19 protein-coding genes are annotated in these 21,375 nt (G+C 61.7%); 8 read left to right on the top strand and 11 right to left on the bottom strand.

Annotation, left to right across the window (positions count from 1 at the left end; genetic code table 11):
- Positions 1 to 179: 179 nt before the first annotated feature.
- Both OC605_RS00350 and OC605_RS00345 read left to right on the top strand, forming a co-directional pair.
- Positions 180 to 1,505 carry an MFS transporter gene (locus OC605_RS00350; protein WP_024013450.1) on the top strand — a complete coding sequence of 442 codons (1,326 nt, stop codon included), beginning with the start codon at positions 180 to 182 and terminating at the stop codon, positions 1,503 to 1,505.
- Between the two features lie 72 nt (positions 1,506 to 1,577).
- Positions 1,578 to 2,969, top strand: coding sequence for an FAD-dependent oxidoreductase (locus tag OC605_RS00345; protein WP_262136006.1), 1,392 nt, complete (start codon positions 1,578 to 1,580; stop codon positions 2,967 to 2,969).
- An 8-nt stretch (positions 2,970 to 2,977) separates the two neighbouring features.
- Here the strand turns inward: OC605_RS00345 and OC605_RS00340 are convergent, their stop codons facing one another.
- Positions 2,978 to 4,366 (bottom strand): type VI secretion system Vgr family protein, encoded by a 1,389-nt coding sequence (locus tag OC605_RS00340; RefSeq protein WP_262136005.1) that lies wholly within the window; start codon positions 4,364 to 4,366, stop codon positions 2,978 to 2,980.
- A 221-nt stretch (positions 4,367 to 4,587) separates the two neighbouring features.
- Between OC605_RS00340 and OC605_RS00335 the strand changes: the two genes are divergently transcribed.
- A complete protein-coding gene (locus OC605_RS00335) occupies positions 4,588 to 5,292 on the top strand; it encodes a YebC/PmpR family DNA-binding transcriptional regulator (protein ID WP_016775324.1) in 705 nt (234 codons plus the stop codon).
- Between the two features lie 102 nt (positions 5,293 to 5,394).
- Here the strand turns inward: OC605_RS00335 and OC605_RS00330 are convergent, their stop codons facing one another.
- The 4 genes from OC605_RS00330 to OC605_RS00315 all read right to left on the bottom strand — a co-directional run bounded on the left by OC605_RS00330 (position 5,395) and on the right by OC605_RS00315 (position 9,353).
- The gene (locus OC605_RS00330; protein ID WP_262136004.1) at positions 5,395 to 6,708 is read right to left on the bottom strand and encodes a leucine-rich repeat-containing protein kinase family protein; all 1,314 of its coding nucleotides are present in this window, start codon (positions 6,706 to 6,708) and stop codon (positions 5,395 to 5,397) included.
- Positions 6,709 to 6,866: 158 nt separating this feature from the next.
- The gene (zapE, locus tag OC605_RS00325) at positions 6,867 to 7,997 is read right to left on the bottom strand and encodes a cell division protein ZapE (RefSeq protein WP_262136003.1); all 1,131 of its coding nucleotides are present in this window, start codon (positions 7,995 to 7,997) and stop codon (positions 6,867 to 6,869) included.
- Between the two features lie 97 nt (positions 7,998 to 8,094).
- Positions 8,095 to 8,850: an anti-sigma factor family protein gene (locus OC605_RS00320; RefSeq protein ID WP_262136002.1), complete on the bottom strand. Its 756-nt coding sequence runs from the start codon at positions 8,848 to 8,850 to the stop codon at positions 8,095 to 8,097.
- Positions 8,847 to 9,353 (bottom strand): RNA polymerase sigma factor, encoded by a 507-nt coding sequence (locus tag OC605_RS00315; protein WP_122603079.1) that lies wholly within the window; start codon positions 9,351 to 9,353, stop codon positions 8,847 to 8,849. Before OC605_RS00315 ends, OC605_RS00320 begins: the two co-directional genes overlap by 4 nt.
- A 156-nt stretch (positions 9,354 to 9,509) precedes the next feature.
- On the opposite strand from OC605_RS00315, the gene OC605_RS00310 reads away from it, so the two are divergent.
- Positions 9,510 to 10,616 carry a catalase family peroxidase gene (locus OC605_RS00310; RefSeq protein WP_151552815.1) on the top strand — a complete coding sequence of 369 codons (1,107 nt, stop codon included), beginning with the start codon at positions 9,510 to 9,512 and terminating at the stop codon, positions 10,614 to 10,616.
- Entirely contained in the window at positions 10,613 to 11,158 is a 546-nt protein-coding gene (locus OC605_RS00305) for a cytochrome b (protein ID WP_122880191.1), read from the top strand. The genes OC605_RS00310 and OC605_RS00305 overlap by 4 nt, the downstream gene beginning before the upstream one ends.
- Positions 11,159 to 11,217: 59 nt before the next feature.
- Here OC605_RS00305 and OC605_RS00300 read toward each other — a convergent pair whose 3' ends face one another.
- Complete coding sequence (locus tag OC605_RS00300; protein ID WP_073471325.1) at positions 11,218 to 12,369, bottom strand: M14-type cytosolic carboxypeptidase; 1,152 nt, start codon at positions 12,367 to 12,369, stop codon at positions 11,218 to 11,220.
- A 95-nt stretch (positions 12,370 to 12,464) separates the two neighbouring features.
- On the opposite strand from OC605_RS00300, the gene OC605_RS00295 reads away from it, so the two are divergent.
- Positions 12,465 to 12,683: a hypothetical protein gene (locus tag OC605_RS00295; protein ID WP_125927390.1), complete on the top strand. Its 219-nt coding sequence runs from the start codon at positions 12,465 to 12,467 to the stop codon at positions 12,681 to 12,683.
- A gap of 104 nt (positions 12,684 to 12,787) precedes the next feature.
- Here OC605_RS00295 and OC605_RS00290 read toward each other — a convergent pair whose 3' ends face one another.
- The gene (locus OC605_RS00290; RefSeq protein WP_125927407.1) at positions 12,788 to 13,186 is read right to left on the bottom strand and encodes a DUF6124 family protein; all 399 of its coding nucleotides are present in this window, start codon (positions 13,184 to 13,186) and stop codon (positions 12,788 to 12,790) included.
- 130 nt (positions 13,187 to 13,316) lie between these two features.
- Between OC605_RS00290 and OC605_RS00285 the strand changes: the two genes are divergently transcribed.
- The gene (locus OC605_RS00285; protein ID WP_262136001.1) at positions 13,317 to 13,976 is read left to right on the top strand and encodes a LexA family protein; all 660 of its coding nucleotides are present in this window, start codon (positions 13,317 to 13,319) and stop codon (positions 13,974 to 13,976) included.
- 42 nt (positions 13,977 to 14,018) lie between these two features.
- Here OC605_RS00285 and OC605_RS28050 read toward each other — a convergent pair whose 3' ends face one another.
- The 4 genes from OC605_RS28050 to OC605_RS00260 all read right to left on the bottom strand — a co-directional run bounded on the left by OC605_RS28050 (position 14,019) and on the right by OC605_RS00260 (position 19,063).
- A complete protein-coding gene (locus OC605_RS28050) occupies positions 14,019 to 15,362 on the bottom strand; it encodes a biotin carboxylase N-terminal domain-containing protein (RefSeq protein WP_410055968.1) in 1,344 nt (447 codons plus the stop codon).
- A complete protein-coding gene (locus tag OC605_RS00270; protein ID WP_186566350.1) occupies positions 15,362 to 16,174 on the bottom strand; it encodes a gamma-carboxygeranoyl-CoA hydratase in 813 nt (270 codons plus the stop codon). The genes OC605_RS28050 and OC605_RS00270 overlap by 1 nt, the downstream gene beginning before the upstream one ends.
- A gap of 13 nt (positions 16,175 to 16,187) precedes the next feature.
- Positions 16,188 to 17,792: a carboxyl transferase domain-containing protein gene (locus OC605_RS00265; RefSeq protein ID WP_262135999.1), complete on the bottom strand. Its 1,605-nt coding sequence runs from the start codon at positions 17,790 to 17,792 to the stop codon at positions 16,188 to 16,190.
- 107 nt (positions 17,793 to 17,899) lie between these two features.
- Complete coding sequence (locus OC605_RS00260) at positions 17,900 to 19,063, bottom strand: isovaleryl-CoA dehydrogenase (protein WP_024013438.1); 1,164 nt, start codon at positions 19,061 to 19,063, stop codon at positions 17,900 to 17,902.
- 368 nt (positions 19,064 to 19,431) lie between these two features.
- Between OC605_RS00260 and OC605_RS00255 the strand changes: the two genes are divergently transcribed.
- Entirely contained in the window at positions 19,432 to 21,060 is a 1,629-nt protein-coding gene (locus tag OC605_RS00255) for an AMP-binding protein (protein WP_262135998.1), read from the top strand.
- Positions 21,061 to 21,375 lie beyond the last annotated feature (315 nt).

Here is a 21,375-nt window from a genome sequence, read left to right as displayed (position 1 = left end):
CGCTGACTGTTCGGTCGAACAGCAGCGCCGGCCCATGAGCCTGTGCGTGCAACAGCAGACTCATCTGACCGCTATCGCCGAAGGGAAGGGGCGGTAACGCAGTGCTCAACAATAAAAAACACAGGCGTTTTTCTTAATCGATTCTGCCGGCACACTCACACCCTGAGGTCAGAACCACCATGAACAAGCACATCGGCACCCTGGCGCGTTGGCGCGTGCAGATCTTCGCTATTACCTGGCTCGCGTACGCCGCGTTCTACTTCACCCGCAAAGCCTTTTCGGTAGCCAAACTGGGCATCGCCGAGGACCCTGATTTCACCCTCGACAAAATGGCCATGGCCAACCTCGACGCGATCTATCTGGCGGCGTATGCCCTCGGACAGTTCACTTGGGGCATGCTCGCCGATCGCTTCGGTCCAAGAGTCGTCGTGCTTGGCGGTTTGCTGATATCCGCCGCTGCGGCGCTGGTGATGGGCAGTTTCGCTACATTGCCGATCTTCGCCACGTGCATGTTGATTCAAGGTTTGGCGCAGTCCACTGGCTGGTCCGGGCTGTGTAAAAATCTTGGCAGCTTCTTCCCGTCTGAGCAGCGCGGGCGGGTGCTCGGCTTGTGGAGTTCCTGTTACGCGTTTGGTGGTCTGGTCGCCTCGCCGTTCGCCGGCTGGTGGGCCTACACGCTGGTCGGCACCTGGCACGCGGCATTCATTTCCAGCGCGGCGGTGGTCGCGGTGGTCGCCGTGCTGTTCTTTATCTTCCAGCGCAACAAACCGGAAGACGTCGGCTTGCCGGCGGTGGAGCCCGAGCCGGAACTGACCGCCGAAGAAGCCGCAGCCAACAGCAAACTCAGCGTCTGGGAGCCGTTGAAGGAAATCCTGCGCAACCGCACGGTGCTGGTGCTGGGCCTGGCGTATTTCCTGCTGAAACCGGCGCGCTACGCGATTCTGTTGTGGGGCCCTGTGATTGTTTTCGAACAGATGCCCAGTGTCGGCAAGGTCGGCGCGGCGATCATTCCCACCGCGTTTGAACTGGCCGGATTGCTCGGGCCGATCATGATCGGCCTGGCCTCGGACAAACTGTTCGGCGCCCGACGCATGCCGGCCTGCGTGCTGAGTCTGCTGGCGCTGACCGTGACGCTGGCGCTGTTCATGGCTGCGCTGAACACCGGCAGCGTGTTGCTCGTTGTCGCGTTGCTGTTCGTCATGGGCCTGACGTTGTACGGCCCGGACTCGATGATCAGCGGTGCGGCGGCCATCGATTTCGGCAAGGCCAAGGCCGGTGCCACCGCCGCCGGTTTCGTCAACGGCTGCGGCTCCGTTGGCGCGGTGCTCGGCGGTTTGCTGCCGGGCTACTTCGACTCGGTGACGGTGTTTATCGTCTTCGCCGGATGCGCGCTGTTCTCGGCGCTGGTGCTGATTCCGCACTGGAACAGTCGGCCGGTCGGCGTGATGGAGCCGCGCGCGGCGATCCCCAACTGCCCGCTGAGCGTCAAACCGCTGCGTTCCTGAAACCCTTCGCCCCGTGGCCTGCTGCGCGGTGCGCGGCAGGCTGCGTCGTGGCTTTCTGACTGGAGATTTCCCATGCGACCGTTCTGGCTCGAGCAAGCCTTGCAGGCCGACCCATCCGAGCAGTGTCCACCGCTGCAAGGCGAGGTGCGCACGGATGTGTGCATCGTTGGCGGTGGTTACACCGGATTGTGGACGGCGATCATGCTCAAGCAGCAAAACCCGGAGCTGGAGGTGCTGCTGATCGAAGCAGACATCTGCGGTGCCGGCGCCAGTGGCCGTAACGGTGGTTGCGCACTGTCATGGTCGGCCAAGTATTTCACCCTGGAGCGCTTGTTCGGCGTCGAAGAAGCGGTGCGTCTGGTCAGGGGATCGGAGCGCAGCATCCATGCGATCGGCGAGTTCTGCGAGCAGTACGGCGTCGATGCCGACTACCGCCTCGACGGCACGCTGTACACCGCGACCAATCGCGCCCAGGTCGGCGCAACTGATGCGGTGATCGCGGCGCTGGAGCGTAATGGCATCAACTCGTTCAGCCAGCGCCCGCTCGCCGATGTGCAGCGCATGGCTGGCTCAGCAAAACACCTAGAGGGCTGGTTTTCCCCGGCGGCTGCCAGCGTGCAACCGGGCAAACTGGTACGCGGTCTGCGCCGGGTGGCGCTGCAATTGGGCGTGAAGATACATGAAGGCACGGCGATGACCGGGCTGGAAGAGGGCCGCCCGGCACGCATCCACACACCCAGCGGCAAGGTCATCGCCGACCGCGTGGTGCTGGCGATGAATGCGTGGATGGCCCGCGCGTTTCCTCAGTTCGAGCGCAGTGTGGCGATCGTTTCCAGTGACATGCTGATCACCGAACCGCGCCCGGACCTGCTGCAGCAAATCGGTTTGACCAGCGGCGTCAGCGTCCTCGATTCGCGGATTTTCGTGCATTACTACCACAACACCCCGGACGGCCGGATCATGCTCGGCAAGGGCGGCAACACCTTCGCCTATGGCGGGCGGATGCTGCCGGTGTTCGATCAGCCGTCGCCTTATGCCGGCTTGCTCAAGCGCAGTCTCGCGGATTTTTTCCCGGCGTTCGCCGAGGTCAAAATCGACGCGACGTGGAACGGCCCGTCGGATCGCTCGGTGACCGGTTTACCGTTTTTCGGCCAGATGAGCTCGGCGGGCAACGTGTTTTACGGCTTCGGTTATTCCGGCAGCGGCGTCGGCCCGTGTCATATGGGCGGGCAGATTCTCGCCGCGCTGGTGCAGGGCCTGGATAACCCGTGGACCCGTTCGCCGCTGGTCAACGGGCCGCTGGGTTATTTCCCGCCGGAACCGATTCGCTACCTCGGCTCGCTGATGGTGCGCAACGCCATCCGCCGCAAGGAGCGCGCCGAAGATCACGGGCGCCGGCCTCGGCATCTGGACGTGCGCCTAGCGAAATTCGCGGCGGCGGCGGGCAAGGCGGACAAAGGCTGAGGCGCCGATCAATGATCGGCGCGGTGGCTCAGCCAGTCGAGCAACAGGCTGTCGCGCGCGGGCGCTGATTCGCGCTCCGGTGGCTGGCGTGCGTGGCTGAGGCACAGGATCGGTCGGTCCGGATCGCTGTCGAGGAAACTCACCCACACGTCACTGCCGGCACGCGGTAATTGATCGATGGCGACGGGGCCGCTGAGCCGGCTCATGGCGATCGGCAACCACAGGGCGTCGCTGGCGGATTTATCCGCAGACGGCCACAGGCTTACAGCGAGGCAGCCGTTTTCGTCCACTTGCGCAGGTTGCCCAGGCGCACCCGCGACTTTCGCCAAGTGATAACCGGCAATGTTCGGGCGAGCTTGTTTGAGTGGCGGACGGAAGTCGGTCGACCAGGGCTGCGCAGTGAAGTCGTTGTGATAACGCTGAACGCTTGGCGTCGGATCAAGGATCGAAGGGTGCTGCCCTTGGTGGCGCACGGCGCATATCAGCCATTGTTCGTTGAAATGATGAATCGGATGGTCGGCCACAAGCAGCAGTCGTCCACTGAGCAAATCGCTGCAATCACTGCGCCCGTGAATGGAACGCAACTGGCAGCGCTGGCGTTGCAGATGACGGCGGCTGCGCTGTTCGGCGTGCAGACGTTCCGGCGATCGCGTGGGCATCGGCAACTCGGTGGAGACCTCGTTGGCGGCTTCGGCGTTGCCGGTTGGCTGGCCACGATTGCGCACTGCATGCAGCATCGGCGTCGGCGCCGCGCGATGCTGTTGATAGAGTGCGCTGACGCAGGGCGATGGGGGTTGCTCATCGACATTGAAGGGGATTTCGACCGGTTGCTGGGGCAGGCTCAGGCTGTCGTCGGCGAACACCACGACGTGTCCGTCCGGCCCATGTTCGAAGTGATAGTGGATGCCTTCGTCTTCGCATAGCCGCTGCAGCAGTGCCAGATCGCTTTCTTCGTACTGAATGCAAAACGCCCTTGCCGGGTAGTGACCGACGCTCATTTCAATGCGGTAGCTGTGCGCTGGCAGGGCATGTTCTTCGAGCAGTTGCTGGATGATCTGCGGCGTACTCAGGTGAGTAAACACGCGGCGCTTGTGCGTTTGCGCCAGTTGTTGCAGATGCGGCACCAGAATCAGTCGATAGCCGACCCGATGGGTCCCGCGATGTTCGCAGCTGGCGCTGGAAATGACGCCGTGGAACCCGTGCTGCTCACTGAGCCGCAGAAAGGCCGGCCGGTGCAGAAAGGATCCCGGGACGATGGCCGGGGCCAGGCCGAGCAGTTCGATGTCGAAACGGTAAGGCTGGTTCAGCGCTTCCTCGCCGCGAAAACGCACCACCGGCAGGCGCAATCCGCTGTCGGTCAGCGTAAGGGTGAAGGGACTTTCCTTGTCATTGAGCATTCGAGCAGGCCCTGTCAGGCGATACGGGGTTTCAAGGGTACGAAACCGTCGGCCTGAATGGTCATGTCAAAGGCGCTTTTCAGAATCCCCCTACATGCTTTGGTGAAGATGTCGATTCCGTCGGCTGTTTTTTTGGTCGATTGCCGACTTTAGGCCGTATAAACTTGCCGCCACGCGTCGGCCAATAGATGTCTCGGCGCCACAGATCAAGAGAGTGAGTAATGGGCGCACAGTGGAAGGTTAAACACAAAGAAGCGGCAGCCAACGCCAAAGGGAAGATCTTCGGCAAACTGGTGAAGGAAATCACCATTGCTGCACGCAACGGTGCCGATACCGCCACCAACGCACACCTGCGTCTGGTGGTCGAGCAGGCGAAGAAAGCCTCGATGCCAAAAGAAACCCTCGATCGCGCAATCAAGAAAGGCGCCGGTTTGCTGGGTGAAACCGTGCAATACCATCGCGTGACCTACGAAGGCTTCGCGCCGCATCAGGTGCCGCTGATCGTCGAATGCGTCACCGACAACATCAACCGCACCGTCGCGGAAATCCGTGTGGCGTTCCGCAAGGGCCAGTTGGGCGCTTCCGGTTCGGTGGCGTGGATGTTCAACCACGTCGGCATGATCGAAGCCGCGCCGGACAGCCCGGATGCCGATCCGGAAATGGCTGCGATCGAAGCCGGTGCCCAGGATTTCGAGCCGGGTGAAGAGGGCGCGACGCTGTTCCTCACCGACCCGACCGACCTCGACGCCGTGCAGAAAGCCCTGCCGGAACAAGGCTTCACCGTGCTCTCGGCCAAGCTCGGCTACCAGCCGAAGAACCCGGTCAGCGGCTTGAGCGACGAGCAGATGGCTGAAGTCGAAGCATTCCTCGAAGGCCTCGACAACCATGATGACGTGCAGGACATGTTCGTTGGTCTGGCTGGCTGATCTGTCGCGCCAGTAATGACCTCTTCGCGAGCAGGCTCGCTCCCACATTTGAAATACATTCCATTGTGGGAGCGAGCCTGCTCGCGAATGACTGCGCAGCGGTCACAGATTCTCCAGCACCTCAATGACTTCACTGAACCCCGGCCGCCCCAGCACATCGGCCTGACAGCAACGTCGTTCCAGCGCCTCCAGTTGCGCGCGCCGCTCCGTACTCAATCCTGAGTCGACACGCTCCAGCAATTCCCCCAACAACACACCGAACGCACGGACTTCCAGGCGCTGCAATGCGCGCGTCTGCACATCATCGCCGGTGGCATGAAACGACGCCGCGCCGAAATCCCCCAGCAGACAATCGCCCTGATCGTTCAACAGAATGTTGTGGCCATACAGATCGCCGTGGGTGATGCCTTGGCGGTGCAGGTGCTCGGCCGCTGATGCGATGCCTTTGGCGACGCGCAGGGCTACGTCGGCGGAGAACCGGCGATCTTCGGCATAAACATCCCGCGAGCACGAGTCCAGGCTGGGCAAGCCGGCGAGATTGCCGAAGCTCGGATCAATCAGTTGCATCACCAGCCCCTGCTGTTGATCGGGATGGCCGCTGATTCGCCCTTCGACGCGGATCAGGTTCGGGTGCAGGCCTGCGGTGATGCAAGCGTTCATCTCATGCAACGGCGAACCGTCGCTGGTCATCTCGCCTTTGTACAGCTTCACCGCAACCGTCTGCGCCGTGCCGTCGTCGTGCTGCCAGAGCGCCCGGGAAATCACCCCGGAAGCGCCTTCGCCCAATTGCTGTTCCAGACGCAGCGTCGACCAGTCGATCAGCGGCGTGGCCTCAAGGGCAGCGGCATCGGCTTCGGTCTCCAGCGGATTGCCGGCGTAGGCCAGCCAGGTCAGGCTCGGCAAGGTCAGCAACCACTGCGGCAGTTCGCTGAGTTGGTTGGCAGCGATGCGCAGCAATTCCAGCCGATGGCAGTGGCGCAGGGAGTCTGGCAGCGATTGCAGGCGATTGCCGGCGAGCATGAGCTTCTGCAAAGCGGGGCGTTCACCGAGTTCGCTGGGCAGACTTTCGATGCGGTTATCGGTGAGGATCAGCCAGCGCAGCTGCGGCGGCAGGGCGGCACCGGGCACATTGACGATGCGGTTGGCCTTGAAGCCGACCATGGTCAGCGCGGTGCACTGGCCGAGGCAGGCCGGCAGTTCGGTGAAATGGTTGTCGGAGCAGAACAGCACGCGCAGGCGAGTCAGGCGATGCAGGTCAGCGGGCAGGCTGGATAACGCGTTGCCGCTGAGGTTGAGCACCTCCAGCGTCTCGGCGAGTTGGAAAATTTCGTTGGGGAATTCGGTCAGCCCGCAAGACAGGTCGAGGCGGGTAATGCCGGACAGCTCGCCGGCGCTTAGTTGAGCAAGGGTGTGCATGTCGGGTTTCGCTATTGATCGGTGGAGCGACGCGGGGGCGCTGGAATGGGCGACATGATAGCGGTAAAGCGGATGCTGAACGGATTTTGAGTTGTCCCGGGACCTGGTGGGAGCGAGCAGGCTCGCTCCCACAGGGCTCGCTCTCACAGGATGGGGAGTCAGTTGGGAGCCTGGATTTCCTGCAATTGCCCCAACCGGCTGCGCGTGCGCGCCAAGTCAATGGCGTGACCTTCCAGGCTCTGGCCCAGCGGCAAGTGGCCGAGCAAGGTCAGGTGTTTGTCCTGATCGTAGAGCACGTCGATCAGATTGATGAAGCGCTGTTGCACGGCGATCGGACACTCGCCGAGCTGCGGCAGGTCATCGATGATCCACTGGTCGAAACGCTGGCACAGTTGCAGATAATCCATCACTGCCGTTGGCTGTTCGCACAGGTCGTTGAAGGTGAACGCGACTCTTCGGCCCTCGCATAAACGCGCCTGCAACTGACGTTTGCCAACCTCAAGGGCCAGGGCAGGCGCGTCGGCTGGTGGCAGGTTCAGGGCCTGGCGTTGAGCTGCTGTCGCCGGCCAGACGTAATGTCCTTGGGTAAACACTTGATGCGTGTGTTGGCGGTTGAGTGCGCGGTAGTCGTGGGCGCCGCCGACTTCCATCACTTGCATGCGCGTGTTGATCAGCTCGATCACCGGTTTGAAGCGCGCGTGATACAGCGGATTGGGCAGCAGGCCCTCGGGTGCATAGTTGGAGGTCACCAGGAGCATGATCTGCCGTTTGAACAGGGCCTTGAACAGCCGCGTGATCAGCATCGCGTCGCCAATGTCATGCACGTGAAACTCGTCGAAACACAGCACTTGGCAATCTTCCAGCAACTCATCCAGGGTGATTTCCAGCGCGTCTTCCTCCTGGCGATGGCGGAACATGCCGTCGTGCAACCGGGCAAAAAACTGATGGAAATGCAGGTGGCGTTTGCGTGTGATCGGCAGCGCCTGGAAAAAACCGTCGAGCAACCAGCTCTTACCGCGCCCTACGGCGCCGTACAGGTACAGACTCGGCGGGGTGTGGCCGCTGTCGCCGAGCAGCACGCTGGCTTGCTGCGCCATGCAGTCGATGACTTGCTGCTGACTGCGGCTGAGGGTGTAGCCCTGGCTTTTGGCCTTGTCGCGGAAATAATCGCGGATGGTCGCAGCGTGGGCATCGTGGCCGGCGCTGGCGGGCAGGCCTTTGCCGAACAGGCGGCGCAGCAACGGCCAGCGTTGGCTCAGTCGTGATCGTTTCGGCGTTCGGGCGGGCACGCGGGACAGGCTCCTGGTTTCTCAGACCGGCTCCACAGCGAGCGCGGTGGCCCCAGTGTAACCAGAGCCCGGGCGTCGGCTCCATGAAATATCACCATCAGAACGGTGGCGATTGCTTGAGCAACTCTGCCGCCGGCGAGTCGGTCGGGCTGACCACCGCATAGTTGTAGCCCGGCCCTGACCAGTAATCGGCCTGCAGATCGCCATCGCTGCGCGAGCCACGCGGCAGCAGGGTGTTTTTCGGCCCCGGTGGACGCAGGTAGAAACTGACCTTGTGACCGCTGCCATCCTCATACATCACCATCGCCGCCGCGCCTTCATCGGTGCTGAGCAAGCGCCCGCTGACCGGCTCGAATCCGGCAGCTTTCAAGTCCGGCAAGCGCCCGGCACCGCTGAAGTAGCGGTCGAGCCAACGCTGCATGTCGCCGTCGCTGTCGACCTTGTAATCGGCGGGCAGTACGCCTTGCTGGGCGATCAGGCGATAGGCTTGCAACGCGTCAGTCATCGGCAATTGCGCAGGGCGCGCCAGGGTCATTTCCCGCGCCTGCCAGCCACTGAAACCGCCGATGCTGACGGCAATGAGCAACACCGCCGCGCTGGCCAGGTGGCGACGGGACTGCTGGCGGCGGCGCTGGCGAATCATCATCGGGTCGAGCGCCGGATTGGCCGGTTGCTGCAAGGCGCCACTCAGCGCTGCGCGCAATTGCTGGGCGTCGCGTTGCCAGGCGCGCACCTGCCCCGCTTCTTCAGGGTGGCTGGCCAGCCAGGTCTCGAGCACGCGCCGATCGGCGTCGCTGAGCTGGTGGTCGACGTAGGCGTGCAAATCACGTTCGCTGGGAGGCAGGCTGATCATTTGAGTATCCGCAAGGAAGGGCTGCTGATTTCGCCGTCGCTGAGTTGGCGCAAGGCCTGGCGGGCGCGGGACAGGCGCGACATCACGGTGCCGATCGGGGCGCCGAGGATCTCGGCGACCTCTTTATAGGACAGGCCTTCCACCGAGACCATCAGCAGCAAGGCGCGCTGTTCGGTGGGCAGGCGTTCGAAGGCTTGCAGGGTCGACTGGGCAATCACCGTGCGTTCCACCGACGGCTCGGCGTCGTCACGACCGGTGAAAAATTCCAGCATCCGCGCATAGCGCCGCGAGCGACGGTGCGCATCGAGAAATTGCCGATAGAGGATCGCAAACAGCCAGGCGCGCAAGTCGCCCTCAGCGCGTTTCTCGCCCCACGCCGACAGCGCCCGCTCTAGGCTGGCCTGGACCAGATCGTCGGCGCTGCTGCTGTTGCGCGTCAACGACAGGGCGAAGCGGCGCAATCTGGGAATGATTTCTCTCAACTGTTCGTCGAATTCGCTCATGAATTTCTGCTGGTCGCTACGCTGTGGACTAGGAAGACGCCCGTCAGCGCAGGTTATTCCCCGTGCGCAAAAATAAATACCGCGCCGTGGAATAAACCCGGACGGGGTGCGTCTTGCTGACTCTTTCCACTTGTGGCCGATGGCCTGGAGATATTCATGGTTGATCGCTCGTCCCCCAACGCTGCACCGCCCGGCAGGCCGCCGCGCCAGCCACTGAGCGCCGCGAGCCTGGTTTTACGTCTGGGCGGCATTGCCGTGATTGTCGCCGCCGTGGCCGGGGCGTTTGCCTACGTGCATGGCAACCTTGACCCACAACGATTGACGCCAAAAGCGTTGGTCGATGTGCTGGAAAAGAACAACGGCGTGCATCCCGGCTTTCGTCGCAATCACGCCAAGGGCGTGTGCGTGATCGGCCATTTCGAAAGCAGCGGCGAGGCGCGCGCGTTCTCCACGGCACAGGTGTTCAACCTGCCGCAGACACCGGTGGTGGGGCGTTTCGCCTTGCCGGCCGGCAATCCCTATGCGCCGGACAGCGCCGTACCGATCCGCAGTCTGGCGCTGCGCTTCACCCAGGCGAACGGTCAGCAATGGCGCACCGGCATGAACAGCATGCCGGTGTTTCCGGTGGGCACGCCTGAAGCGTTCTACCAATTGCAGCAGGCGCAGTCGCCGGATCCAGCCACTGGCAAGCCCGACCCGACGAAGGTGCCGGCGTTCTTTGCTGCACACCCGGAAGCCGTGCCGTTTCTGACGTGGGTGAAGACCGCCAAGCCTTCGGCCAGTTACGCGACCGAAACCTATAACAGCATCAATGCGTTCTATCTGGTCGATGGCAACGGCAAGAAACAGGCCGTACGCTGGAGCATGACCCCGTTGGCGCAGGACGCGGCAGGTGCCACAGCCCCTGAAGGCGCCGATTTTCTCGAGAAGGATCTAGTGCAACGCCTGGCCGCCGCACCCTTGCGCTTCCAGTTGAATATCACCCTGGCCAACGCCGACGACCCGGTCAACGATGCCAGCAAGACCTGGCCCGCAAATCGCAAAGTGCTGAATGCCGGGACTCTGGTGCTGGAGAAAACCCAGCCGCAGCTGAGTGGCGAATGCCGTGACATCAACTACGACCCGCTGGTGCTGCCGGCCGGGATTCAAGGCTCGGAAGATCCACTGCTGGCCGCGCGTTCGGCCGGCTACGCCGATTCCTACCTGCGTCGCACCAGCGAAGTCAGCCAGTTGCCCGCCGCCAAACAGGAGGCTCGTCCATGAACAAGCAACCGACGCATTTCGTTTTGCTGGCGCGCCTGCTGCACTGGCTGATGGCGCTGATGATCATCGCCATGCTGTTTATCGGCGCGGGCATGGTCACTTCGGTGTCGTCTCGCCATGAATGGCTGATTCATTTGCACAAGCCGCTGGGCATCGCGATTCTGGCGCTGGTGATCGTGCGCCTGCTGGTGCGCTTCACCACCCGCCAACCGCCGCTGCCGGATGATCTGCCGGGCTGGCAGGTACTGGCAGCCAAGGCTTCCCACGTCTTGTTGTATGCGTTGATGCTGGTGTTGCCGTTGCTCGGCTGGGCGATGATCAGTGCCTCGGGCGAGCCGGTGATGCTCACGGCGTCGCTGCATCTGCCGTCGATTGTGCCGGCCGACGCGCAACTGTTTGCGGTGCTGCGCAAGTCCCATGGCTATCTGGCGTATCTGCTGTTTCTGACGGTGCTGCTGCATCTGGCGGCGGCGCTGTTCCATGGCTGGGTACGCCGTGACGAAGTGCTCGACAGCATGTTGCGCGGGCGTGATCGCGGCTGACCCTGTAACGCAAAAGATCGCAGGTCGGCTGCGATCTTTTGTCGTTACAGAGGAGGGGATCAGCGCAGGGTGTCGACCATGTCGGCGAGGGTGGTCAGCACATCCTTGCCCAATTGCTTGGAACGTTTGCCCGACCAGCCGGTGATCTTGTCCGGGTGGTCGTCGTGGTCCTTGAAGGGCATCTCCAGGGTCAGCGACAGGCAATCGTATTTCTGCCCGACGCTGTTGCAGGCCAAGGTCATGTTGGCCTGTCCCGGTTCGTCGCGGGTGTAGCCGTAGGTGGTCTGGAAGTCTTTGGTGGTGTGCTTCAGATGGCTGCGGAAATGCTCTTCAAGCTTTTCGATGCGCGGTGTGAAGCCAGGATTGCCTTCACAGCCGGCGGTAAAGACGTGGGGGATTTCCTCGTCGCCGTGCACGTCGATAAACGCATCGACGCCATATTTTTCCATCTGCTGCTGGACGAAAAGCACTTCCGGACTGATGTCCTGGCTGGCGTTCTGCCAGGCTCGGTTCAAGTCCTGACCCATGGCATTGGTGCGCAGATGGCCATGGAAGGCGCCGTCCGGGTTCATGTTCGGCACCAGATACAGATCGGCGCTGGCCAGCAGTTTGTTCAATACCGGATCGTCCTGGCGCTCCAGACGCTCAATCACGCCTTCCATGAACCATTCCGCCATGTGCTCGCCCGGATGCTGCTGGGCAATGATCCAGATCTTGCGCTGGCCTTCGGCACCGGTGCCTTTGCGCAGCAGCTGAATGTCGCGGCCCTCGACACTTTTGCCGGTCGCCAGCAATTCGGTGCCAGCCTTGCTCAGCGCCTGCTCGATCAACCAGTCGTGGCGGCCGCGGCTGTAGGGCTCGAAGTAGGCGAACCAGGCGTGGGTCTGTTCGGCTTCGAGGCAGAAGCGCAGGCTGTCGCCTTCGAAGCTGGTGGGGATGCGGAACCAGTTGACGTGGTCGTAGGAGGCGACTGCCTGATAGCCGGTCCAGGCCTTGTTATAGGAGGACTGGCTGGCGTTGACCAGACGAAACCAGTGTTCCTGATGCACATGCAGGCCGCTGGCCTTGAAGTGGAACCACTGAAAATGAGCGCTGCGGGTGTCCGGGCGGATGGCCAGAACCGGATTGAGCGGGTTGCTGATGTCGATGACTTGGATATTGCCGCTGTCGAAATTGGCGCTGATGTCGAACGAAGATTTGGCCACGGTCATAATCGCTTCCAGAGCAGGATTTTTATGACCGGTACTTTACACGCAGGCAGGGCTGAAACCGAGGGGAATTGCGGGTGTAGCGGGGGGCGTCTTCCGTGACGCGCCAGCAGCTTAGAGGCTATGCGATTGATTCTCAAGTGCTGATTGCCATTAGTTTTGCCCAATGTGGCCGGGCTCGGCTTGCCAATCAATATTCTTTTGATATTATCCGCGCCATCGAATTTGCAGCACCTAAAGACTTCATTAGCCTGAAGACACAAGCCCGAAAAACGGGCAAAAAAAGACCCGGCAAAAAGCCGGGTCAAAAACCGTGATTAGCCTGATGAGGAGATAGTCCAGAAGACCGACCTAAGGTCTCTGGTCCATCGACTGATCTCGCGACCAGCTGCTTGCAATAATAATCATTATCATTTGCAAGTCAAATGTTTTTATCTGCGCGATGGGAAAATTCTTTCCTGCCCGCCCGTACCTTGTCCGCCGTGACTTCGTCGTTGTCGATCGAATGGTCGACCATCGCCCGCGCCATATCCACCATGTGCACCACCGAAAAGGCCAGATCGCGATTGGTGCCTTGAAGGTTTTCTGCGGCCTTGAACGCGGTGGCGGCTGCACATCGCAACAGATCCGAGGCATGCACTAGCGCTTCCTCGCCGCTGAGATGGCCTTTGACATTGAAAAAACGTTCGTCCGTCTCGGGTTCTGAAACAGCCGGTTTCAAGTAGTAGTCCAGCGCGCGCTGTGCGGCGGCATTGCCTTGAGGGGAGGTGAAGCTGGTGTCGATTTGCAGATCGGGCAGGTCTTTGCTGCTGATGTTCATCATGAAACGTCACTCCATGTTCGATTGAAAGTCCGTTTCCTTAGGATAGTACTGCCTGTATTTGTGACGAGAATTTAAATACTACAATATGTGTTTTGCCGGTCGAAGACGTCCGCGTAAGGTGCGGCACATGGATAAATGGATTGAGTTGGTCAAGGCCAAGATGAGTGAACTCAAAGTCACTCAAACAGAGCTCGGAGAGCGCGTCGGCATGTCCCAGGGCGGGATCGGTCATTGGCTGAACAAGCGTCGCGAACCCGGTGTTACCGAAATGAACCGCGTGCTCAAGGCGCTGGGAATGGACTTCCTGGAAGTCGTTCTGGTGATTCGCGAGCCGCAGCCGACGCCGGAAGACGAAATGCCGCTGGCGCAGAAGTACAACCCGTACTTCCGTTATCCGGTCTGCGATTGGCGTGCACCGTGCGAAGTGCGTGACACTGCGGCGAGCTATCCCGGAGCATCAGCGAAGCAGCGCTTCGAACTGACGGATTACCACGCTCGTGGCGGTGCCGCGTTCTGGCTGACGGTGGCGGGGGATTCGATGACCGCGCCGAGCGGCCAGAGCATTGCCGAGGGCATGCTGATTCTGGTTGACCCAGAGTTGGAGGCAGTGCCTGGCAAACTGGTGATCGCCCAGTGGCCGGACAGCGAAGAAGCGATTTTCCGCAAACTCGACGAACAGGCCGGCCAGCGCTACCTGGTGCCGCTCAACCCGACCTGGCCGAAAACCCTGCTCACCGATGAATGCCGGATCATCGGCGTGGTGGTTCAGGCAACGGCGCGTTACTGAGCGGATCGATCCTCGCTCAAGGCGAGGGTCGATCCTTTTATTTCATCCCTCTTCCAGTTCAACCAAAGCGCTGCCTTCGCTGACCATATCGCCTTCCTGGCAATACAGCGCTTTGATCACACCGGCGTGCGGCGCGCGGATGCTGTGTTCCATCTTCATGGCTTCCAGCACCACCAGTTGCGCCCCGGCCTCAACCGATTGTCCCGTTTCGACCAGCACGCGCACGATACTGCCGTTCATTGGCGCGGTCAGACCGCCCTGATGGCTGTGGCTGGCTTCAACGGCACTGATCGGATCGAACGCTTCGATGCGCCGCAACTCGCCGTCCCATTCCAGATACAACGCGCCACCCTGACGAATCGCCCGCAATGTGCGGCGCACGCCGTCATGCTCGATGGTCAGCGCCTCGCCCAGCAGTTTTGCATGGGCCGCAGTTCTCAAGGTCAACGCGCGATCCTGTCCCTCGCAGCTCAAGTGCAAGGTGATTTGCGCCGGCAAACCTGCGCGCAAACCACTGCTGCAAGACCAGGGGGAGGCGGGATCATCCGCCCGCGCATGCTTCGGCAGACTCTGCGCAAACGCCTGCGCCGAACGCACAGCCGCTTCGCCCATTGCCCGGCGCAACTCGGGCGTCAGACCCGGCGCCGGGGCCTCTTCGACGACTTTCTGGTGCCGACGCTGGATCGAGCAATCGCGCTCGTTGAGATACAGGCAGTTGCCGTGCTGATCGGCGAACACCTGAATCTCCACATGACGTGGCTTGAGCAAATACTTTTCCACCAACATCCGCGAGTCGCCAAACGACGATTGCGCTTCGCGCTGCGCCGAGGCGAGGGCTTCAGCGAGTTGGCTGACATCTTCGACGACTTTCATGCCTTTGCCGCCACCACCCGCAGTGGCCTTGAGCAGCACCGGATAATCGATGCGTTCGCAGGCTTCGCGGAAGGTGTCGAGGTCCTGCGCTTCGCCGTGATAGCCCGGAACCAGTGGCACGCCGGCCTTTTCCATCAGCGCCTTAGCGGCGGATTTGCTGCCCATCGCATCGATGGCCGAGGCGGGCGGGCCGAGGAAGATCAGCCCGGCGGCTTCGATGGCGCGGGCGAATCCGGCGTTTTCCGATAGAAAGCCGTAGCCGGGATGAATCGCCTGGGCACCGCTGGCCTTGGCGGCGGCGATCAATTTATCGATTTGCAGATAACTCTCGGCAGCCTTGCTGCCGCCCAGATCCACGCGGATATCGGCTTCACGGCTGTGCCGCGCATCGCGGTCGGTGGCGCTGTGCACGGCGACGGTGGTCAGGCCCAGAGCCTTGGCGGTGCGCATCACGCGGCAGGCGATTTCGCCGCGGTTGGCCACCAGCAGGGTGGTAATCACAGGTGCGCTCATCAACGCGACTCCTTGGTGGATGCGGCTTGCCAGTTCGGTGGGCGTTTTTGCAGGAAGGCACGCAAGCCTTCCTGGCCTTCAGGGCTGACGCGAATCCGCGCGATGGCATTTTCGGTGTAGCGGCGCAGGGCCGGGGTCAGCGCGCCGTTGCCGACTTCGCGCAGCAAGTCCTTGCTGGCGCGCATGGCGGCGGGGCTGTTGAGCAACAGGTTGTCGATCCACTGTTCGACCTGTTGCTCCAGTTCCGCCGCAGGATAGCTTTCTGCGAGCAAGCCGATCTCCCGCGCCCGCTGCCCGCTGAAGCGCTCGGCAGTCAGCGCATAACGCCGTGCCGCACGCTCACCGATCGCCTGCACTACGAACGGACTGATCACCGCCGGCGCCAGGCCGATGCGCACTTCCGACAGGCAGAACTGCGCGTCATCGGCGCCGATCGCCATGTCACAGCAACTGATCAAGCCCAGCGCGCCACCAAACGCCGCGCCCTGAACCACGGCCAGCGTGGGGATTTTCAGTTTGGCGAGGTTGTACATCAGCTCGGCCAGCTCGCGGGCGTCATCGAGGTTGGTGTGGTAATCGAGTTCCGCTGATTGCTGCATCCACGCCAGGTCGGCGCCGGCACTGAAATGCTTGCCATGCCCGCGTAGTAGCAGGAAACGCAGGCTCGAATCGCTGGCGACCTTGTCGAGAGCGAGGATCAGTTCGCGGATCATCTCGGCGTTGAACGCGTTGTTTTTCTCGGCGCGGTTGAGCCACAGCGTCGCAAAACCGCGTGGATCGGTTTGCAGTTCGAGGGTATTGAAGTCGTTCATCAGATTCTCCCCATCACATCCGGAACACGCCGAAGCGGCTCGGTTCGATTGGCGCGTTCAGCGACGCGGACAAGGCCAGGGCCAGTACGTCGCGGGTCTGCGCCGGGTCGATGACGCCGTCGTCCCACAGCCGCGCGCTGGAGTAGTAGGGGTGACCCTGTTCTTCGTACTGGTCGAGAATCGGCTGCTTGATCTCGGTCTCCTGCTCGGCGCTGAACGCCTGACCGCTGCGTTCGGCCTGTTCGCGCTTGACCTGCACCAGGACGCCTGCGGCCTGTTCGGCGCCCATCACGCCAATCCGCGCATTCGGCCACATCCACAAAAAACGCGGGTCGTAAGCGCGCCCGCACATGCCGTAGTTGCCGGCACCGAAACTGCCGCCAATGATCACGGTGAATTTCGGCACCTTGGCGCAGGCCACCGCGGTCACCAGTTTGGCGCCGTGCTTGGCGATGCCGCCGGCTTCGTACTTCTGGCCGACCATGAAACCGGTGATGTTCTGCAGAAACAGCAGCGGGATGCCGCGCTGGCAGGCCAGTTCGATGAAGTGCGCGCCTTTCTGCGCGGCTTCGGCGAAGAGGATGCCGTTGTTCGCCAGAATCGCGATCGGGTAGCCATGCAGATGAGCGAAACCGCAGACCAGCGTGGTGCCGAACAGCGCTTTGAATTCATCGAACACCGAACCGTCGACCAGCCGCGCGATCACTTCGCGCACATCGAATGGCTGCTTGGCGTCGGCCGGAACCACGCCGTACAGCTCGTCGCTGGGGTACAGCGGCGCAATCGGCGTGCGCTGCTGCACCTCGCCGAGCTTGCGCCAGTTGAGGTTGGCGACGCTGCGGCGGGCGAGGGCGAGGGCGTGTTCATCGTTCTCGGCGTAATGGTCGGCCACTCCGGAGGTCCTGCAGTGCACATCGGCGCCGCCCAGATCTTCGGCGCTGACCACTTCACCGGTCGCGGCTTTCACCAGCGGCGGGCCGGCGAGGAAAATCGTCGCCTGGTTGCGCACCATGATCGCTTCGTCCGCCATCGCCGGCACATACGCGCCGCCAGCGGTGCACGAACCCATGACCACGGCGATCTGCGGGATGCCCATGGCGCTCATGTTGGCCTGGTTGAAAAAGATCCGCCCGAAGTGCTCGCGATCCGGAAACACTTCGTCCTGACGCGGCAGGTTGGCGCCACCGGAATCCACCAGATAAATGCACGGCAGGCGATTCTGCTGGGCGATGGTCTGCGCGCGCAGGTGTTTTTTCACGGTGAGCGGGTAATACGAGCCACCTTTCACCGTCGCATCGTTGGCGACGATCATGCATTCAACGCCTTCAACGCGACCGATGCCGGCGATCACCCCGGCAGCCGGCACGTCTTCGCCGTAAACCGCATGGGCGGCAAGTTGGCTGATTTCGAGAAACGGCGAGCCGGGGTCGAGCAAGCGATTGATGCGCTCGCGCGGCAGCAATTTGCCCCGCGAGGTGTGGCGTTCCTGAGCTTTGACACCGCCGCCCTGCGCGACTTGAGCGAGCAGGGTGTGCAGCGCGTCAACCTGTTTGAGCATCGCCGCACTGTTGGTGGCGAACTCCGCTGAACGCGGGTTGAGCTGAGTGTGCAGAATCATGGGGCTTACTCCGTAAGCAGCTTCTAGCTACAAGCGGCAAGCTGCAAATTGGGGCGAGAGCGTGGTTCTCTTGCAGCGTGTAGCTTGCGGCTTGCAGCTGGCGAGATTCATTTCGTCTCGTTGAACAGTTCGCGGCCGATCAGCATGCGCCGGATCTCGCTGGTGCCGGCGCCGATTTCGTAGAGCTTGGCGTCGCGCAGCAGGCGACCGGCGGGGAATTCGTTGATGTAGCCGTTGCCGCCGAGAATCTGGATCGCGTCGAGGGCCATTTGCGTGGCGCGTTCGGCGGTATAGAGGATCACCCCGGCCGCGTCCTTGCGCGTGGTTTCGCCGCGCTCGCAAGCCTGGGCCACCGCGTAGAGGTAGGCACGACTGGCGTTGAGCTGGGTGTACATGTCGGCGACTTTGCCCTGGATCAGCTGGAATTCGCCGATGCTCTGGCCGAACTGCTTGCGGTCGTGGATGTACGGCACGATCAGGTCCATGCACGACTGCATGATCCCGGTCGGGCCGCCGGAGAGCACCACGCGTTCGTAATCGAGGCCGCTCATCAGCACTTTCACGCCACCGTTGAGCACGCCGAGGATGTTCTCTTCGGGTACTTCGACGTCATCGAAAAACAGCTCGCAGGTGTTGGAGCCGCGCATGCCGAGCTTGTCGAACTTGTTGCTGCGGCTGAAGCCTTTCCAGTCGCGCTCGACGATGAACGCAGTTATGCCGTGGGGGCCTTTTTCCAGGTCGGTCTTGGCGTAGATCACGTAGGTGTTGGCGTCCGGACCGTTAGTGATCCAGGTTTTGCTGCCGTTGAGGACGAAGCGGTCGCCGCGTTTATCGGCGCGCAGTTTCATCGAAACCACGTCGGAACCGGCGTTGGGCTCGCTCATCGCCAGGGCGCCGACGTGTTCGCCGCTGATCAGTTTTGGCAGGTATTTGGTTTTCTGTTCGTGATTGCCGTTGCGGTTGATCTGGTTGACGCAAAGGTTGGAGTGCGCGCCATAGGACAACGCCACTGACGCCGAGCCACGGCTGATTTCTTCCATCGCCACCACGTGCGCCAGGTAACCCAGACCCGCGCCGCCGTACTCTTCCGGCACGGTGATGCCGAGCAGGCCCATGTCACCGAATTTGCGCCACATGTCGGCGGGGAACAGGTTGTCGTGATCGATCTGCGCGGCACGCGGGGCGATCTGATCGGCGACGAAGGACTGCACCTGATCGCGCAGCATGTCGATGGTTTCACCGAGGGCGAAATTCAGGGATGGATAGCTCATGTGGCACCTTTTGGCTTTTTTATCGGGTGGAGCGCACGACGAATCGGCGCTCAGCTTTACGTTAACGTAAAGCTTCCAGAGATCGACTGTCAATCGGCTTTACGTAAGCGTCAACTTGGGCGAGAGTAAGGGCAGTTCAGGATCAGATATCGGTTTGTTTCTGGTGGGAGCGAGCCTGCTCGCGAAAGCGCTGTGCCAGTCGCCCTAAAGGGTGAATGACGCAGCGTATTCGCGAGCAGGCTCGCTCCTACAGGGATTCAAAACCGGGAAAACCCACTAATAAAGACAATAGGGGTCGTCATGGATCAACCCAGTGCAAACCCGCAGCGCAGCTACACCGTGGCTCTCAGGACAAAGCCCTGCTGGCGATGACCATTGGTCAGCGCTTCGATCAGACTGTCGCGCAACACCCGGACGGCGAGGCGTTGGTGGTGCGCCATCAACGGCTGCGGTATTCGTGGCGGCAACTGGCCGAGGCGGTGGATGAGCAGGCCAGAGCCTTGCTCGCGCTGGGCTTGCAGACCGGCGATCGCCTCGGCATCTGGGCGCCGAATTGCGCGCAGTGGTGCATTACCCAGTTCGCCACGGCGAAGATCGGCGTGATCCTGGTCAACATCAATCCGGCCTACCGCAGCTCCGAACTCGAGTACGTGCTCAAGCAATCCGGCTGCCAGTGGCTGGTCTGTGCCGGAGCGTTCAAGACCTCGAATTACCACGAAATGCTCCAGAGCCTGGCGCCAGAATTGGCTGAGCACGCCATCGGTCAGCTGCGCAGCGAACGCCTGCCGGAGCTGCGCGGCGTGATCAGCCTCGATGCCAATCCGCCGCCCGGTTTTCTGCCGTGGTCGCAGCTCAGCGATCTGGCGGTCAGCGTCTCGCCCGACCAATTGCGTGAACGCAGTGCCAGCCTGCATTTCGATCAACCGGTGAACATCCAGTACACCTCCGGCACCACCGGTTTCCCCAAGGGCGCGACCCTCAGTCACTACAACATTCTCAACAACGGCTACATGGTCGGCGAAAGCCTCGGCCTGACGGCTGCCGATCGTCTGGTGATTCCGGTGCCGCTGTATCACTGCTTCGGCATGGTCATGGGCAACCTCGGTTGCGTCACCCATGGCAGTACGATGATTTACCCCAATGACGCGTTCGATCCGGCCCTGACCCTGCAAGCAGTAGCGGAAGAGCAGGCCACGGCGCTGTACGGCGTGCCGACCATGTTCATCGCCATGCTCGATCAGCCGCAGCGGCAGACTTTCGACCTGTCGAGCCTGCGCACCGGGATCATGGCCGGCGCCACTTGTCCGATCGAGGTCATGCGCCGGGTGATCAACGAGATGCACATGAGCGAAGTGCAGATCGCCTACGGCATGACCGAAACCAGTCCGGTATCGTTGCAGACCGGGCCGGCGGATGAGCTGGAATTGCGTGTCACCACGGTCGGGCGCACCCAGCCGCAACTGGAAAGCAAGATCATCGACACCGCCGGCAACCTCGTGCCGCGCGGCACTATCGGCGAACTGTGCACGCGCGGCTACAGCGTGATGCTCGGCTATTGGAACAACCCGCAGGCCACCGCCGAAGCCATCGATGAGGCCGGCTGGATGCACACCGGCGACCTGGCGAGCATGAACGAGGAGGGTTACGTCAACATCGCCGGGCGTAACAAAGACATGATCATTCGTGGCGGCGAGAACGTTTATCCCCGTGAGCTGGAGGAATTCTTCTTCACCCATCCGGCGGTGGCCGACGTGCAGGTGATCGGCATTCCGTGCACGCGCTACGGTGAGGAAATCGTCGCCTGGATCAAATTCCACCCCGGCCACAGCGCCTCGGAGCTGGAGCTGCAAACGTGGTGCAAGGAACGCATCGCCCATTTCAAGACACCGCGTTACTTCAAATTCGTCGACGCGTTTCCGATGACGGTGACGGGCAAGATCCAGAAATTCAGGATGCGCGAGATCAGTATCGAGGAGTTGAAAACAATCGAGGGATAATCACAAAACTTCTGTGGGAGCGAGCCTGCTCGCGAATGCGGTGTGTCATTCAGCGCAAATGTGTCTGGCACACCGTTTTCGCGAGCAGGCTCGCTCCCACAGGGGTGCAGTGATAGAGAGACGAATCGCAGAAAGCACAAAGGGGAGCCGAAGCTCCCCTTTAATTTGTCGTTGCGTGCTCTTTTTATTATTGAGGGTCGGTCTGTTGTTGTTTTTGGCAACCGTGGCCCTGTACAGCTTTTTGGCGACCCCCATCCGGGGTCAAGAGCAAACGTATTTTTTTGAGCGCTGATCCGCTTTCTCGTTTAACGATCC

It is taken from the genome of Pseudomonas sp. Marseille-Q5117 (assembly GCF_946901175.1).
GTDB classification, from domain to species: Bacteria; Pseudomonadota; Gammaproteobacteria; order Pseudomonadales; family Pseudomonadaceae; genus Aquipseudomonas; species Aquipseudomonas iranensis.
This window is presented reverse-complemented; position numbering and strand designations above follow the sequence as displayed.